This window comes from Aquimarina sp. 2-A2 (genome assembly GCF_045505135.1).
In the GTDB taxonomy this organism is placed as follows: Bacteria; Bacteroidota; Bacteroidia; order Flavobacteriales; family Flavobacteriaceae; genus Aquimarina; species Aquimarina intermedia.
On sequence record NZ_JBJKFI010000006.1, the window covers coordinates 154,188 to 168,651 of the forward strand.

The 14,464-nt window shown below is 35.4% G+C and carries 17 protein-coding genes; 7 read left to right on the forward strand and 10 right to left on the reverse strand.

Going from position 1 to position 14,464, the window contains the following annotated elements; translation table 11 throughout:
• Nucleotides 1-50: 50 nt before the first annotated feature.
• Genes lepB through ACJRPK_RS14300 form a run of 3 tightly spaced genes read left to right on the forward strand, consistent with a single transcriptional unit; the run spans nucleotide 51 to nucleotide 2,681 of the window.
• The gene (lepB, locus tag ACJRPK_RS14290) at nucleotides 51-1,622 is read left to right on the forward strand and encodes a signal peptidase I (RefSeq protein ID WP_407140942.1); all 1,572 of its coding nucleotides are present in this window, start codon (nucleotides 51-53) and stop codon (nucleotides 1,620-1,622) included.
• Between the two features lie 45 nt (nucleotides 1,623-1,667).
• A complete protein-coding gene (locus ACJRPK_RS14295; protein ID WP_407140943.1) occupies nucleotides 1,668-2,318 on the forward strand; it encodes a WbqC family protein in 651 nt (216 codons plus the stop codon).
• Nucleotides 2,319-2,360: 42 nt separating this feature from the next.
• Complete coding sequence (locus tag ACJRPK_RS14300) at nucleotides 2,361-2,681, forward strand: DUF6122 family protein (RefSeq protein ID WP_407140945.1); 321 nt, start codon at nucleotides 2,361-2,363, stop codon at nucleotides 2,679-2,681.
• Here the strand turns inward: ACJRPK_RS14300 and ACJRPK_RS14305 are convergent.
• The 7 genes from ACJRPK_RS14305 to ACJRPK_RS14335 all read right to left on the reverse strand — a co-directional run bounded on the left by ACJRPK_RS14305 (nucleotide 2,672) and on the right by ACJRPK_RS14335 (nucleotide 8,994).
• Nucleotides 2,672-3,691 carry an endonuclease/exonuclease/phosphatase family protein gene (locus tag ACJRPK_RS14305; protein ID WP_407140946.1) on the reverse strand — a complete coding sequence of 340 codons (1,020 nt, stop codon included), beginning with the start codon at nucleotides 3,689-3,691 and terminating at the stop codon, nucleotides 2,672-2,674. The two genes, ACJRPK_RS14300 and ACJRPK_RS14305, sit on opposite strands and share 10 nt — an antisense overlap.
• Nucleotides 3,692-3,693: 2 nt before the next feature.
• Nucleotides 3,694-4,578 carry a rhomboid family intramembrane serine protease gene (locus ACJRPK_RS14310; protein ID WP_407140948.1) on the reverse strand — a complete coding sequence of 295 codons (885 nt, stop codon included), beginning with the start codon at nucleotides 4,576-4,578 and terminating at the stop codon, nucleotides 3,694-3,696.
• Nucleotide 4,579: 1 nt separating this feature from the next.
• Nucleotides 4,580-5,332 carry a rhomboid family intramembrane serine protease gene (locus ACJRPK_RS14315; RefSeq protein ID WP_407140949.1) on the reverse strand — a complete coding sequence of 251 codons (753 nt, stop codon included), beginning with the start codon at nucleotides 5,330-5,332 and terminating at the stop codon, nucleotides 4,580-4,582.
• A 6-nt stretch (nucleotides 5,333-5,338) separates the two neighbouring features.
• Complete coding sequence (gene mutL, locus ACJRPK_RS14320; protein WP_407140951.1) at nucleotides 5,339-7,219, reverse strand: DNA mismatch repair endonuclease MutL; 1,881 nt, start codon at nucleotides 7,217-7,219, stop codon at nucleotides 5,339-5,341.
• A complete protein-coding gene (locus ACJRPK_RS14325) occupies nucleotides 7,220-7,543 on the reverse strand; it encodes a hypothetical protein (RefSeq protein ID WP_407140953.1) in 324 nt (107 codons plus the stop codon). It abuts the gene before it with no gap.
• A 103-nt stretch (nucleotides 7,544-7,646) separates the two neighbouring features.
• Nucleotides 7,647-8,144, reverse strand: coding sequence for a 6,7-dimethyl-8-ribityllumazine synthase (gene ribH, locus ACJRPK_RS14330; RefSeq protein WP_407140955.1), 498 nt, complete (start codon nucleotides 8,142-8,144; stop codon nucleotides 7,647-7,649).
• A 76-nt stretch (nucleotides 8,145-8,220) separates the two neighbouring features.
• Nucleotides 8,221-8,994: a tetratricopeptide repeat protein gene (locus tag ACJRPK_RS14335; RefSeq protein ID WP_407140956.1), complete on the reverse strand. Its 774-nt coding sequence runs from the start codon at nucleotides 8,992-8,994 to the stop codon at nucleotides 8,221-8,223.
• 136 nt (nucleotides 8,995-9,130) lie between these two features.
• Between ACJRPK_RS14335 and recF the strand changes: the two genes are divergently transcribed.
• Genes recF through ACJRPK_RS14350 form a run of 3 tightly spaced genes read left to right on the forward strand, consistent with a single transcriptional unit; the run spans nucleotide 9,131 to nucleotide 10,936 of the window.
• On the forward strand, nucleotides 9,131-10,210 hold the full coding sequence (gene recF, locus ACJRPK_RS14340; RefSeq protein ID WP_407140958.1) for a DNA replication/repair protein RecF: 1,080 nt from the start codon (nucleotides 9,131-9,133) through the stop codon (nucleotides 10,208-10,210).
• Nucleotides 10,211-10,214: 4 nt separating this feature from the next.
• Nucleotides 10,215-10,643 (forward strand): lipocalin family protein, encoded by a 429-nt coding sequence (locus tag ACJRPK_RS14345; RefSeq protein ID WP_407140960.1) that lies wholly within the window; start codon nucleotides 10,215-10,217, stop codon nucleotides 10,641-10,643.
• Nucleotides 10,640-10,936, forward strand: a complete 297-nt coding sequence (locus tag ACJRPK_RS14350; RefSeq protein ID WP_407140962.1) for a DUF721 domain-containing protein — start codon at nucleotides 10,640-10,642, stop codon at nucleotides 10,934-10,936. The genes ACJRPK_RS14345 and ACJRPK_RS14350 overlap by 4 nt, the downstream gene beginning before the upstream one ends.
• Here the strand turns inward: ACJRPK_RS14350 and ACJRPK_RS14355 are convergent.
• From ACJRPK_RS14355 to ACJRPK_RS14365, 3 genes are all read right to left on the reverse strand, one after another.
• Nucleotides 10,922-11,323 (reverse strand): acyl-CoA thioesterase, encoded by a 402-nt coding sequence (locus ACJRPK_RS14355; RefSeq protein WP_407140963.1) that lies wholly within the window; start codon nucleotides 11,321-11,323, stop codon nucleotides 10,922-10,924. The genes ACJRPK_RS14350 and ACJRPK_RS14355 overlap by 15 nt on opposite strands.
• Nucleotides 11,324-11,484: 161 nt before the next feature.
• On the reverse strand, nucleotides 11,485-12,957 hold the full coding sequence (locus tag ACJRPK_RS14360; RefSeq protein ID WP_407140965.1) for a hypothetical protein: 1,473 nt from the start codon (nucleotides 12,955-12,957) through the stop codon (nucleotides 11,485-11,487).
• A gap of 190 nt (nucleotides 12,958-13,147) precedes the next feature.
• Entirely contained in the window at nucleotides 13,148-13,738 is a 591-nt protein-coding gene (locus ACJRPK_RS14365; protein WP_407140967.1) for a hypothetical protein, read from the reverse strand.
• A gap of 186 nt (nucleotides 13,739-13,924) precedes the next feature.
• Between ACJRPK_RS14365 and ACJRPK_RS14370 the strand changes: the two genes are divergently transcribed.
• Nucleotides 13,925-14,446, forward strand: a complete 522-nt coding sequence (locus ACJRPK_RS14370) for an RNA polymerase sigma factor (RefSeq protein WP_407140968.1) — start codon at nucleotides 13,925-13,927, stop codon at nucleotides 14,444-14,446.
• The last annotated feature ends 18 nt before the right edge of the window (nucleotides 14,447-14,464 follow it).

Consider the following 14,464-nt stretch of genomic DNA (forward strand, 5'->3'; position numbering starts at 1 on the left):
TACGTAACGTTGCCGTGACTTGAGCGACGTATACTAAAACATATTTTGAGATGACAATTTACGAATGGTTTATATTTTTTCTAATAGTACAGCTGATTCACTTTGCAGGTACATGGAAGCTCTATCAGAAAGCAGGCAGAAAAGCATGGGAGGCTGCAGTACCAGTTTATAATGCTGTGATTCTAATGAAAATTATAAACCGTCCTTGGTGGTGGGTTATTCTCTTATTTGTTCCTATGATCAATGTGATCATGTTACCCGTTATTTGGGTAGAAACTATCAGAAGTTTTGGTAAATACGAGACTAAAGACACTGTTTTGGTTGTACTTACATTAGGTTTTTATATTTATTATGTGAATTATGCCTTGGATGTAAAGCATATTGCCGATCGTAGTTTAAAGCCACGTACTGCTGCAGGAGAATGGACAAGCTCTATACTTTTTGCAGTCGTTGCAGCAACTATTGTTCATACCTATTTCATTCAGCCCTTTACCATTCCAACCGGATCGCTCGAACGTACGTTACTCGTTGGAGACTTTCTGTTTGTAAGTAAGTTTCATTACGGTGCCCGAACGCCAATGACTGCTGTTTCTTTTCCTATGGTTCATGATACAATTCCTGTGATTAAAACAAAATCCTACTTATCTGAACCACAATACCCGTATTTTAGATTGCCGGGATTTCAAGATATAGAAAGAAACGATATTGTTGTTTTTAGTTGGCCCATCGATACGGTACGTTATTTTAGAGATCGCTCAGGCATGAGCTTTTATAAACCAATTGATAAAAAATCTAATTACGTAAAGCGTAGTGTAGGAATTCCGGGAGATACTTTGTCTGTCGTTGATGGTTATGTTCATATCAATGGTAAGCGTACAGAATTACCGGACCGTGCCCAACTACAGTTTTCATACAGAGGCACTACAAAAGGATCCGGATTCAACCGTCAAAATCTATACGATCGTTATAAAATAAAGCCTAACGAATTTGGTTTAACCTCAGCTACAGAATTTGGTGCTCAGGGACTCACTGAAGAGGCTGCTAATAAATTTGCAAATCATCCAAATGTTGCGAGTTTAGAGCGTGCCATTTTACCTAAAGGGGTAAAAGATCCCAGAATTTTTCCGAATAATGGTAAGGTAGACTGGAATATTGATAATTTTGGTCCGATTTATATTCCTAAAGCGGGTGCGACTATACCAATGAACTTAGAGAACTTTTCATTGTATCGTCGTGTTATAGAGGTATACGAAGGATCCGAAATGGGCATCGATAACACCTTAGAAGCTAGAGGGAATCAAATATTACTGAACGATCAACCTATAACCAGCTACACCTTCAAACAAAATTATTACTGGATGATGGGTGATAACCGTCACAACAGTGAAGACAGTCGCGCCTGGGGATATGTTCCTGAAAATCATATTGTAGGTAAACCAGTGTTTATTTTCTTCAGCTATGATACGTATGGAAAAGGGTTATTTAATAAAATAAGGTGGGAGCGCCTGTTTACAACCGTAGGTGGTGATGGCGAACCTGTATCCTATTTCTATTACTTTTTAGCTGCATTGATTTTATGGTTGGGCTATAGTCGCTATAAAAAGAGTAAGAAAAAATCTTAAGTAACAAACGTTGAATTGACAAACCTGAGTTTGATCAGGTTGCTTATGAGTACTGGTATAATGACATCAACTAAAAAGGCTACATTACTTCATCCGGCATACTTTGGATCTATTGCGCAGTTTGTGGCAATTGCAAATGCTGATCAAATACTTTTTGAAGATCAGGACAATTATCAAAAACAAACCTATCGCAACCGCACCTATATCTATGGAGCCAATGGTAGACTACTTTTGACCATTCCGATTAAGCATTCGCAAGATAATCGACGTCAATTATACAGAGATATTCGAATAGAGAATGATTTTGAATGGCAGAAGTTACATTGGAGATCCTTGGAGACCGCCTATCGCACCTCCCCTTTTTTTGAATTTTATGAAGATGAATTACTTCCACTTTTTGAGAAAAAGAAAGAATTTCTTCTGGATTTTAATTATGAAACGTTAGAAGTTGTCGCAGATTGTTTACAATTAGATCTGTCCTATCAAAAAACTGATCACTATAAAAAAGAAGTAACTGAGCATAGAGATTTACGGTCTTTAATTATAGCCAAGAACGAAAAGCACGAACTTGCTTCCTACAATCAGGTTTTTCAGGATAAGCATGGCTCTCTTAAAAATTTGTCCATACTCGACCTTATTTTTAATGAAGGAACCAATGCATTAACGTATCTAGAAGAGCAAAGTATCGCTTTGTAACAAGCGCTAAGGCTAAGCGATTAATTTATCATCGATCCATATATGACCAGGACGCTTATCCACTATGGTTTTCATTTTATACTACCTCTGATGGTAAGTCTCTATTGGTATCGAAAAGAATGGAAACAGGTATATATTTTCTTCCTACTAGCAATGTTAATTGACATCGACCATCTCTGGGCACAGCCTATTTTTGATCCTGATCGCTGTAGTGTTGGCTATCATACATTTCATAGCACTATCGCAATAGCAATATATTTTTTGCTACTACTCCCAAAAAAAAGTAGAATCCTGGCAATCGCATTGTTATGGCATATAACCACAGATACTATTGATTGCTGGCTTATGAGTTATTATAATTGAATTTTGGTAACTACAGGATAATGATCTGAGAGTTTGGTGTCAAAACTTTTGAACGTCAGCACCTCAAATTCTTCTTCTACCAGAATAAAATCAATTCGCACAGGAAACAACTTAAATTCATAGGTTTTTCCAAAGCCCTTACCAGCTTCTTTAAATGCATCTTTAAGCCCTTGGGCTAACACTGTATTATACACATAGGAATATGCAGAGTTATTAAAGTCCCCCATGACCATGACCTTATAGGGCGATGTTTTGATATGATCGGTAAGCAAATCCACCTGCTGCTGTTGCTTAATAAATGACATTTGCATTCTGGAGAGCAATTTTTGAGAACCTTCTTTAGCAATGGCATCTGTACTGGGTGTAATACGATGCGATTGTAAGTGAACATTGTAGACACGTAGCGTATCCTTTTTGACAACAATATCAGAAAAAATAATATTGTTTGCTGTGCCTTCAAATTGCAGAGAACCCTTGTTTATAATTGGATATTTGGATAGAATAACTAGTGCTAATTCTCCATTATCATTATTAAAATCCTGATACGAATAGGGATACTGAGAAAAGTCAATATCGGGATTATTATAAAATTCCTGTCCGCAAAAAATATCAGGGTTTTGCTCTTTCACCAACGCTGAAATCTCTTGAGGAATAAGTTCGTTATCAATCCATTCGAATCGATTAAAACTATGAACATTATAACTCAGTAAAGAAAGGGTATTCTCTTTATCTGCTTTAGCAGACTTGCCACGAAATTTATATAAAGAAAACACATGAGAGATTCCCAATAACAACACTATGAACGAAAGCAAAAAACGTCTGTTCACCAAGAGGATCCAATACACCATAAAGAGCGCATTTATCAGAATCAAGATGGGTACTGTTAAACTTAGTACTGAGAGTAAAGGAAATGTTTTTGGCGAAATATAGGGTAGCAAATAAGATAGTAATAGCGCAAAGGCAACTATCGAATTCAATAAGAAAACAAATCGATTAACTAACTTTCTCATGCTTACTCCTTACCGGCTTTGAACAAAAAGTCCTTTTCTTTTTTTGTAAGACTCTCATAACCACTCTTACTTATTTTGTCCAGTATAGCATCAATTTGAGCTTGATCCTTATTTTTTTGAACTGTTTTGGCATTAGAGCTTTGCTTTTTAGGCTGTTTTTTAGCACTGGCTTTGTAAACCGTTTTTAAAGGACTTTTCTTTTTGAAGCTAAAAAAAGTTGCCAACGTATCCATAAAACGTTCGAAGCCTGCTCCAATATCATTACCTTTTTGAAGCTGAAGTGCATAAACATATCCCAATAATGCGCCACCCATATGTGCAATAAGTCCGCCGGCATTGCCAGAATTGGGCAATTGTATTAAGTCAGATAATACTACAAATACACCTATATGCCAGAGTTTAACATTAAAAAATATAATACGAACCTCGGTGTTCGGCGTATATGCTGCGATAAAAATCATAATAGCACGCACTGCAGCAGAAGCTCCGATTAAATACGCCATCGAGCCTTGAAGCACAGGAAACAAATTATAAGCAGCAACAAACAATACTCCTCCACTAATTGCCCCCAACAAATAGATGGTCAAAAACCGTTTCTCATTAAACAGATTCAGTACAATCTTTCCAAACCAATACAATACAAGCATATTCCAGAAAATATGCCAAAAATCAAAATGAAGAAAGCTATAAGTTAACAGACTCCAGGGTTGTATCACTAATTCCTCTAATTGAATAGGTAGCACGAACCATTGCATCAAAGCGCCCGGGTTACTTTTTATCACCCAAGAAACTAAAGTAGCTATCAAAAAAAGCAACACATTAATGACAATAAGCTTTATTAATATGGAAGCCGTCTGATATTGATATTTTAATGAATTTGATGTCATGCTAATACCATCTATTTTGATTAAACGAGTTACGTTTCCAATACCACATGGTTATAAATCCTATAACCGCCCCACCAATATGTGCCCAGTGAGCTACGTTTGATGGTCCTAAAATAGCCTGTCCGGTAATCCCTCCGTATAAATCCATCAAAAAGTATCCTCCAATTAAGTATTTTGCTTTGATGGGAATAGGTATAAAAATAATATATAGTGGCAGGTTGGGAAACAATACAGCAAACGCAGCCAAAACTCCAAATATTGCACCAGATGCACCAACCATAGGGGTGACAAATGCTTTTATCATTCGCTCTGTTACTTCTTTAGGAATAGTATCATATACCCGATACTGGCCCGTAGAAATTACATCATTAATAAAGGTTTGTATTTGATCCGGAGTAAATCCTGCCTCAATGTATGCCTGATATCCTGGCTGAAACTGAAAATAGGTAAACAGAATCTGAAAGGCAACAGCACCCAATCCCGCTGAAAAATATATAAAAAGAAATTTCCTTTGACCGATAGCGCTCTCTAAATGGCTACCAAACATATAGAGCGCAAACATATTGAAAAATATATGCCCGGCATCACCGTGCATAAACATATGCGTAATTATTTGCCAAATCTGAAAATTATCGTTTTTAGGAAACCATAAGGCAAAAAAGTTATACGCTTGTTCTCCAAGGCTTAATGTACCCAAAAAGAAAATTACGTTAATTATCAGTATGGCTTTTACCGTATCAGTAAGTCTACCCATATTTTTTTAAAATTTTTTATCAATTTCATCTACGGTAATGGTCGTAAATGTTGGTTTATGATCTGGTGTTATCGTCGGTTCTGTACAGGCAAATAAACTATTCACTATATGCTGTTGCTGTTCTTGCTCTAAAACAATACCTGTGCGCACCGCAATACTTTTTGCCATAGATTTAGCCAGAAAATCTGTTTGAGAAAATCCGCTATCCGGCACTTCATTTTGTAAATCCCCCAATAGCTGCTCTAATAACATACTCACTTCACTCTCAGTAATTGCCGTAGGTATACCACTAATACTTACTTCCTCCTCAACAATAGCATCAAAAACAAATCCTGTATGTTCTAATTGTTCTCTTACCATTTGCAAAAGTTCAATTTCTTGCGTTGTAAAAGAAATTTTTAACGGAAAAATAAGTTGTTGGCTTACGGCATTAGCCATTGTAATGTTGCGCAGTAACTCTTCATATAAAATACGCTGATGTGCCCGATGTTGATTGATAATAACCATACCGCTCTTGATAGTCGTTATTATATATTTTCGCTTTAGCTGATAGGTAGGGTTATGACTAAGATCAGACTCTTTTTTCTCATCAAACAGAGATCCCGTAATTGCCGTACTTTCAAACTGTACAGAAGAAAAATCATTTGATTTTTTGTGTTGATCAATAGCCGAGGTATCCGCTTGTAACCCCACGTAGAGATTCTCCCAGTCGGAGGATTTCTTTTCTTTATACGAAGTTCTGCCCATACTACTATTTGCATCGGCTCGGGTTTTTTCGTCTTTAAAGGGGTTAAAGTTACGATCTACCTCTATAGTGGGTACACGTGCTTCTTTATTTTTGAAATCATAAGGTGTCTCCATCGATGCATCCTTATTAAAGTCTAATACAGGCGCGACACTAAATTGTCCCAAGCTGTGTTTAATTGTAGAACGCAGCATAGCATAAAGGGAATGCTCGTCATCAAATTTAATTTCAGTTTTGGTAGGATGTATATTAATATCGATGGATTTTGGATCAACATCCAAATACACGAAATACGTAGGAAACGTTTTTTCTTTGCATAAACCCTCAAATGCCGAAGTTACGGCATGATTAAGATAGGCACTTTTTATAAACCGATTATTCACAAAAAAGAATTGCTCTCCTCTACTACGTTTTGCAAACTCAGGCTTGCCGACAAAACCACTAATTTTAACAAGATCTGTTTCTTCCTGAATCGGAACTAGTTTTTCGTTTGTTTTACCGCCGAGAATATGCACTATTCGTTGTCTGTGGTTTGCTACCGGTAGACTAAAAACCTCACTGTCATTATGGTACATATCAAACTTTATTGACGGATGCACCATCGCTACTCTATGAAATTCATCTATGATATGACGTAGTTCGACTGTATTTGACTTAAGGAAATTACGGCGGGCAGGAATGTTATAAAAAAGATTTTTTACACAGATAGAGGTTCCTGTAGGAGTAACGCACACCTCTTGCGAACTCACTTCGCTCCCCTCAATTTTGATTTCGGTTCCTACCTCATCGTCAGCTTGCTTTGTTTTAAGTTCTACATGAGCAATGGCAGCAATAGAAGCCAATGCTTCTCCTCTAAAACCTTTGGTATCTAATTGAAATAAATCTTCGGCTTTTTTAATTTTTGAAGTTGCATGCCGTTCAAAACTAAGTCGGGCATCTGTGACACTCATACCGATCCCATCATCGATCACTTGGATACGAGTTTTACCTGCTTCTTTTACCAAAAGCTTGATATGAGATGCTTGTGCATCAATAGCATTCTCTAATAGTTCTTTAACTACAGATGCGGGACGTTGAACAACCTCTCCTGCAGCAATTTGATTTGCTACATGATCGGGTAATAATTGAATAATATCAGACATTTATTGTCGTGAAGTAAAAATTGATAAATCAAAATCTATGATATACAAAAAGATAAAGATTAAAACCATCGCAATATAAATAACTCGCTTGTTAATCTCACGATTTCCGCGCGTTCGACTTGCTTTTCGCATTTCGGCCCAATGCGCTCCAAAATCTATGTCGTTAGTAGTCTCTCGATACTTAGTAATTCTATTTTCAAAACTATAGATATTACCACTACTTTTACCCTTGTAATATCGGGGAGTGTAGTTAAATCTTCTATTAACCTTCTTCTTTAAAATATTTACTTTCACGATCAGCTCCTCTCTTTTTGTAAGTTTCAAATATACTCAAAATGGATTGTAATGTAAAGCCTTTACGCATACAATCCAGAATAATACTCATAGCAAGAAACGTTCCAGAGGCGTCCTGATAAAGCTACATATGTTAGAAATGCGCCTCTTTTTTAAGTTGTGCCATTTTTATGGCTGCGATTGCGGCTTCAGTCCCTTTATTACCATGTTTGCCACCAGAACGATCAATCGATTGTTGCATGGTATTATCGGTAAGCACACAAAAAATAACGGGAATATCACTTGTTACATTAAGATCTTTAATCCCTTGAGTTACCCCTTGACATACAAAGTCAAAATGCTGCGTTTCGCCTTTGATAACAGATCCAATGGCAATAACTGCATCAAGCATATCATAACTTTTTTGCATTTTTTTGCATCCATAGATAAGCTCAAAGCTTCCGGGAACGTTCCATCGTACGATATTATCCTTTAAAGCTCCGCAGTCTACTAAAGCATCGAATGCTCCTTGAAATAGACCTTCGGTAATAGTGTCATTCCACTCAGAAACAACAATCCCAAACCGAAAATCTTTCGCGTTTGGGATTGTAGCTTTATTATATTGAGATAAATTTTTATTCTCTGTAGCCATAATAAAATTATATGTTAGTTATTCATGCTATTTGTGTAGCACTTATAACCGTGATCAAAGGATCAAGTAAAAGCGATTAATTAGTTGCCGCTTTTGCTCTACCTAAGTGTACTTCAACTTGATTAGCTTCAACACTTGAAGGAAACTCTTCTTTAATTCTTTCCAAATAAGTAATTGCAACATCTGCTTTATCCAGTGATAGTGCGGTTATAGCTGCTTTCAATAAAAACTTCGGAGTTGTTAAAGAATTCGTCTTCGTCTCTGCCGCTTTCTCATAATACGATAATGCTTGTTCTGGTTGATCAAGTTGTGCAAATGCATCCCCTATACCTCCTAAGGCTAACGGACCTAGCATTTGATCATCACTTTTAAACTCATCCAAATAGGCAATCGCCTCTTCGTACTTACTCATATTAAGATACGAGAATCCTGCATAATAGTTAGCCAGATTTGCAGCTTTAGTTCCACCGTAATTTTCAATGATTTCAATAAAACCATATTTTCCTTCTCCCCCGTTAAGCGCTAAGCCATATAAAGAATCACTGATTTTTTCATTACCGGTCACAGCATCGTTAAAATACTGTTGTGCTCTAAACATTTCGTTAGATGCCTCTTGCTCTTTTGGCTCCTGAACCAATTTTTGATATCCAAGATATCCTAAAACTATAAAGGCTACAACGCCTATAAAAATAAAGATATACTTTTGATTAGCTGCTACCCACTCTTCAGTTTTTGAAGCACCTTCATCTAAGGTATTGAATACTTCGGCAGTAGTTGATTGATCTTCTACTTGCTCAACTTCTTCTTCTTTACTTTTAGGTTTGTATCCTCGTTTCTTGTAAGTTGCCATAAATTTTCTTTAATGAAGGGCAAAAATAAAATTTTTATTCATATTTAAAAGCGAAAATATTTGTTATTTTTCGATAATTTGCAGTACTTTTCTATGAATAACACAATCCACAGTACACCTTGACTACCAGTAGTTTATGATTTTAAAATCGCTTTCTCTTTTAAATTACAAGAATTTTGACTCCATATCTTTTGAATTTGATAACCATATTAATTGCTTAGTCGGGAATAATGGGGTTGGTAAAACGAATGTTCTGGATGCTATCTATCACCTGTCGTTTGCAAAGAGTTACTTCAATCCTATTACCAGTCAAAATATAAGACATTCGAGCGATTTTTTTGTAGTGGAAGGCATTTATGAAAAAGAATCTCGAACAGAACATGTACTGGTAAGTGCGAAAAAAGGACAGAAAAAAGTAGTAAAACGAAATAATAAGGTATACCCTACAATTAGTAAGCATATTGGTTTTTTGCCGTTAGTAATCATTTCTCCTGCCGATCGGGATCTAATTACAGAAGGAAGCGAAACTCGTAGAAAATTTATAGATGGAGTCATTGCGCAAAGTGATGCTCAATTTTTGAAAACATTACTTAATTATTCCAAAGTTGTTTCTCAACGTAATTCGCTTTTAAAATACTTTTCGGCTAATGCTACATTCGACAAAACTACTTTGGACGTTTATAACCAACAATTACATGACCTGGGTACTGTTATCTATAATAAAAGAAAAGATTTTTTAGAGACTTTTTTACCTATTTTTACCGAACGGTATAAAGCCATCAGTTCTGGAAATGAAGTGGTTTCTGTTACCTACCAAAGTAGGGTGTCAGAGCAGCCTTTGATTAACCTATTAGAAGAAAACCTTTCTAAAGATCGGATGTTACAGTATACCAGTGTAGGTACACACAAGGATGATTTATCTTTTGAAATCGATCAACATCCCATCAAAAAGTTCGGAAGTCAAGGGCAACAAAAATCTTTTCTGATTGCTCTAAAATTAGCTCAATTTGATTTTATTAAACAAAAAAGTAAAGTCAATCCAATTTTACTTTTGGATGATATCTTTGATAAATTAGATGAAACCAGAGTCGAACACATTATTAAGCTGGTAAATGAGCAAAATTTTGGTCAATTGTTCATAAGCGACACACATGCTGACCGAACTGAAGCTGTCGTGAAAAAAATATCTCAGTCTTATAAAATATTTAAATTGTGAGCATATGAAATGTTATAAAGGAATTATTATACTCATTATAGTATTCGGAACTCTTTCTTGTAATAAGGTGAGCCCTAAAGATCAGATAGCTTACTTGAACGGGTATTGGGAAATCAGTAAAGTTCAAACCGCTGATGGTAAAGAAAAAGTATATAATTTTAATCAGTCCATAGATTTCATCGAATTAGCAGGCGATTCTTTAGGTGTGAGAAAGAAATTACAACCTCAATTGGATGGCACCTTTATCACCTTTAAAAATAGTGAAAAATTTAGGGTTATGATCCAAAATGACAGTTTGTATTTAGAATATAATACGCCTTATGACTCTTGGAAAGAGACTTTAATTTCTGCCAAAGAAGATGAGTTAATTCTGCGCAACCCGGATGGAAATTTGTACTTTTACCGACCATACACAAAACTTAATTTAGAATGAAAAAAAGAGGCGAAGATTCTTTTAGTATAGGAGATGTTCTAAAAGATTTTGTTGACTCAAACAAACTGCAAACAGGACTGGACAAGGTAGCTGTGCAAGATGTTTGGGCTGATGTTATGGGTCCGGCCATTGTAAATTATACCCGATCCATAAAATTAGATAGAGACACATTGTATATTGAGCTCACCTCATCTGTATTGCGAGAAGAATTAAGTTATGGCCGCGAAAAAATTATTAATAATCTCAACGAAGCTTTAAAAAAAGATTTAGTTAAAAAACTAATCCTTAGATAGTTCTTCCAGTCGGTCTCTTACGTATTCGATTTTGGTCTTATTATGAGGTACAGGAATCCCGTCTTCATTCAAATTTACTAAGGTGATATTCTCAACTTTAAGAATAGTTTTTCTACTTAGTTTATTACGAACTTCACAGCGCAAGGTTAAGGAGGTTGAACCAAACTTAACAACATCCATTCCTATTTCTACGATATCTCCTTGAACTGCTGAGCTGATAAAATTAATTTCAGAAATAAACTTGGTGACTACCCGTTTATTTTCTAATTGTATGACCCCGTATAAAGCAGCTTCTTCATCTATCCATTCCAGCAGTCGACCGCCAAACAAAGTCTCATTAGGGTTTAAATCTTCGGGTTTCACCATTTTTCTTGTATGGTATCTCATAGTAAAAGTATCATTAGGTTAACATTTTAAAGTTACGAAAAACCTAACCAAACAAGTTAAGAGCGAAAGGGAATCTTATCAGATTTATCAGCTTTCAAAAAGCATGAAGTTTTTTTTGAACAATCCATAAAATGTAATGATACTTTTTACAGTTTTAGTAATCACAAAACTGTTACTGTCTCACAAAATTCAATTCCGTCGGGACATTCCGGTGATTGATACCGTATGCAGACTTCATAGACTCCCACAAGTAAATTATATTGCATGACATTATCACCTCCTACACCTCCACCATCTTCTTCTATAAACACATTATCAATATACCAGGAATAGGTCACGTCATTCTTTTCAGGGAAATCTGCAGTAAAGCTGTAAAGCGGCAGCAGTAATAGTTTTTCATAAGTAAATTCTAATTGTGGACAGATTGGTGCGACCTCTATCTGCATACAATATTGCATTCCCTGAGGGCAAGAAACTGATACTGCTTCAATACACACATTGTAAGACCCTGGAGCAAAAGTAAAGTTAAATACGTTATCACCTAGAAGACCACCGTCATTTGCCTCAATCAACACCCCGTCAATAAACCAACTATACTGTAAAGCATCACGGTCTGTAAAATCTGCTGTAAAATTGAATTCCAAACTATTAGTCACTTGTGACGATATGAATGAGAGTGGTGCACAATATTCTGGTACCACAATTTCTTTACAAAATTGGGTTGCACCTAGACACGCTTCTTGAGACTCTATACAAACCGTATAAAATCCGGGTTGAGAAAAAGAATACTCCAACAAATTATTTCCTGAGGCACCACCGTCTGATTTGACAGCTACACCATCAACCGACCAAGTATAAGGTGAAAACTCAATGGAAGTAGGATTACTTCGCTCAAAGGTGTAGGTAAGCTCCAGTGAAGAAGTTGATTCTATAGAAAAATCATATGCAGGACATAGCTCAAAAATATCAGGACATGAATTTATCGTCTGATAAATTTCATAATAGGTAGCTACGGTTCTCTTTACTTGTGTTTCTTTATCTATTACTGTGATAGGAAAATCGAAAACAGGCTGAAAACCGGTTTGTTGGTTTTGTAAAAAAGCATTAAACTCCTGCGATGTATTGATTACAGTAGGCTGGTCATTTGATTGAAGTATAGAGAAAGGGAAATCTAAATCAAAACAACGATTATAAAATTCATCAAATTCAGTTCTAAACGAACGAATACGACAATTATTAAGAATCTCCAAAAACTCATTTTCAGAAGTAATTTTTAACGTTGTTGAAGTTTCGGGAAATGAAATTTCTATCGGAAATACAAGTCCTACTATATTAAAGTTATCGCTTTGATTCGTGATTGCTGTACGAAGACCTGCATACGAGTTTAACTCAACTGTAGCGTCAGTGTTATAAGAAAGTTTAATAGGATACTTAAAACTAAAACATTGATCGGTCTCTGGCTGTTGCGCGATATTCTTGGAAAAATCGTTCAAAACTGATACCAAGTTGATACTTTGATCATATAACGTCGGCTCATTAGTAGTACTTATAGTAGTATCATCATTGACACAACTAACAATGACTCCCAAGCTTAGCATCAGAAAACTTCTCAAAAAATAGTTTAAAAATCTCAAAATTAGTGTTTTATACTAATGTAACGTACTACTTACCTACTACCCTACCTCGTTATATTCAATTTAAAGATACAAATTCAATATTAATATACGTAGTTGAACACTTTGACTAGAGACTTCATTAAAAAAATCCCCCGAAAGCTACTACAGCCTCCGAGGGAATAACCTAATCACTCTAACCAATCTTTAATTACTTTATATATATTTCTGTACAGAAAATAATTTCTTCACACGATTCAGAACTTGTAACCATACACACTTCATGTGTTCCTGAGATGAATTGGTATTTTAGGTAATCATCCTTCCCAATTCTATGGTTTACCATTTCTTTGTCCACAACTACTCCATTTATCGTCCACCAATACGAAGTTTTGGATACGTTTCTAAACATGGAGTGAAAATTGAATATTTTGTCATTTGACTTATCCTTTTGTACCTCAAAAAATAGCTTAGGACATTCAGTTCTTTTATTTGTGTTATCAACTTCAACACATTCTTCAATAAAACGACCATCTTTTGATGCCATAAAACAAACGATATTTAATCCATCATCTAATTGAGAAATAAAAGTGTCTTTTGATATTTTGTTAATAGTTTCATTTGCTATTTTTCTTCCATTAACAGTCCACATACTATCGTATTTTCCAGACGACTGATATGCTGCTGCATAAGTAAACAGAGAATTAAATGAACTATTCTCAGAACCTATACTAAACTCTGAAATTTCATCAATCTCATTTTTTTCGCAAGAGTGCAATCCAATTGTTAGCAATTGTAGCATCAAAAACAGTCTACCTCGTACGCACATCGTTGAAGTGTTAAAAGTTATTGGATGTAAAACAAATGTATTATCATTGCCTACGGATATTAAACGTATCAAATAGGAGACACCCCACCCTCTCTATTGAAAAATAATTTTTGTATCTTTTAATATCTATGAAAGAAACTGCATCTAAAACCTACTATAATGCAAAATGAGGAAGAAACGATCTGTAACGAACGTATTTTTAATGATTTTTTTGAAAGCAATGCTAAACTTTTAAGAAATTATCTTTATTACAAGTTTGGCGATCTAGATCAGGCCGAAGATTTAGTTCAAGAATCCTTTATAAAGTTATGGAATAATTGCTCTAAGGTGTCTACTGGTAAAGCTAAAAGCTATGTCTATACTGTTGCTACAAATTTAGGAATTAGCATTACGCGTCATCAAAAAGTTAAATTCAAATATCAGGATTACGTAAAACATGTAAAGTCTGATGTAGATAATCAGTCTCCTGAGTTTTTAGCTTTAGAAGATGAATTTAAAGTAAAGCTCGATAACGCCCTCGCTAAACTTTCTGACCGACAACGTGAAGTCTTCCTACTTAGCCGAATTGATAAAAAAACATATAAAGAAATTGCGCAATTATCCGATGTTTCTGTAAAGGCAGTTGAAAAGCTGATGCACAAAGCTTTACTATCTTTGAGAGAAAGTATCGGAAATATTTAAAAAAGGTAGGGTGTATTC

Excerpts from the sequence above, each read along its gene's own strand:
- ribH (WP_407140955.1), bottom strand. The coding sequence starts at position 8,144 with ATGGCTACAGAGAATAAAAATTTATCTCAATATAATAAAGCTACAATC.
- recF (WP_407140958.1), top strand. The coding sequence starts at position 9,131 with ATGATTTTAAAATCGCTTTCTCTTTTAAATTACAAGAATTTTGACTCC.
- ACJRPK_RS14300 (WP_407140945.1), top strand. The coding sequence starts at position 2,361 with ATGACCAGGACGCTTATCCACTATGGTTTTCATTTTATACTACCTCTG.
- ACJRPK_RS14350 (WP_407140962.1), top strand. The coding sequence starts at position 10,640 with ATGAAAAAAAGAGGCGAAGATTCTTTTAGTATAGGAGATGTTCTAAAA.
- ACJRPK_RS14295 (WP_407140943.1), top strand. The coding sequence starts at position 1,668 with ATGAGTACTGGTATAATGACATCAACTAAAAAGGCTACATTACTTCAT.
- ACJRPK_RS14315 (WP_407140949.1), bottom strand. The coding sequence starts at position 5,332 with ATGGGTAGACTTACTGATACGGTAAAAGCCATACTGATAATTAACGTA.
- mutL (WP_407140951.1), bottom strand. The coding sequence starts at position 7,219 with ATGTCTGATATTATTCAATTATTACCCGATCATGTAGCAAATCAAATT.
- ACJRPK_RS14365 (WP_407140967.1), bottom strand. The coding sequence starts at position 13,738 with ATGCTACAATTGCTAACAATTGGATTGCACTCTTGCGAAAAAAATGAG.
- ACJRPK_RS14355 (WP_407140963.1), bottom strand. The coding sequence starts at position 11,323 with ATGAGATACCATACAAGAAAAATGGTGAAACCCGAAGATTTAAACCCT.
- ACJRPK_RS14305 (WP_407140946.1), bottom strand. The coding sequence starts at position 3,691 with ATGAGAAAGTTAGTTAATCGATTTGTTTTCTTATTGAATTCGATAGTT.
- lepB (WP_407140942.1), top strand. The coding sequence starts at position 51 with ATGACAATTTACGAATGGTTTATATTTTTTCTAATAGTACAGCTGATT.
- ACJRPK_RS14370 (WP_407140968.1), top strand. The coding sequence starts at position 13,925 with ATGCAAAATGAGGAAGAAACGATCTGTAACGAACGTATTTTTAATGAT.
- ACJRPK_RS14335 (WP_407140956.1), bottom strand. The coding sequence starts at position 8,994 with ATGGCAACTTACAAGAAACGAGGATACAAACCTAAAAGTAAAGAAGAA.
- ACJRPK_RS14310 (WP_407140948.1), bottom strand. The coding sequence starts at position 4,578 with ATGACATCAAATTCATTAAAATATCAATATCAGACGGCTTCCATATTA.
- ACJRPK_RS14345 (WP_407140960.1), top strand. The coding sequence starts at position 10,215 with ATGAAATGTTATAAAGGAATTATTATACTCATTATAGTATTCGGAACT.